1 pseudogene is annotated in these 397 nt (G+C 74.3%); it reads left to right on the plus strand.

Going from position 1 to position 397, the window contains the following annotated elements:
- Positions 1-39: 39 nt before the first annotated feature.
- Positions 40-397, plus strand: a pseudogene (locus tag AC1DSF_RS31170) (hypothetical protein); the annotation flags it as partial.

The following is a 397-nucleotide window of genomic DNA, read 5'->3' on the forward strand; positions in this document are numbered from 1 at the left end:
CCCCGCCTGCCTTCCCGCCCCACCTTCGAGGAGCCCCCGATGACCCCTGCGTCCCGAAGACTGCCCGCCGCGCCCGGTCTCACCCGGCGCGCCTTCTCCACCGGTGTGCTCACCTCCGCCATCGCCGCCTCGGCCGCCGCGTGCGGCGGGTCCGGCGGCTCGGACGGGAAGTCCGCAGCGCAGAGTGGACAGGCACCGACCGCCGCCGCGGTGCGCGGCGGCACCGCCACGCTGGTGATGTCGCTGGAAGCCAACGGCTTCGATCCGGCGCTGGTGAACCCGACCGGAATCACCTACGGCACCCGCATGGCCGCGGTATTCGACGTGCTCGTGTACGCCGACCAGCGCACCGGCGAAGTCCGGCCGCAGCTCGCCGAGTCGCTGACCAGCCCGGACG

It is taken from the genome of Variovorax sp. 01N429 (assembly GCF_056399425.1).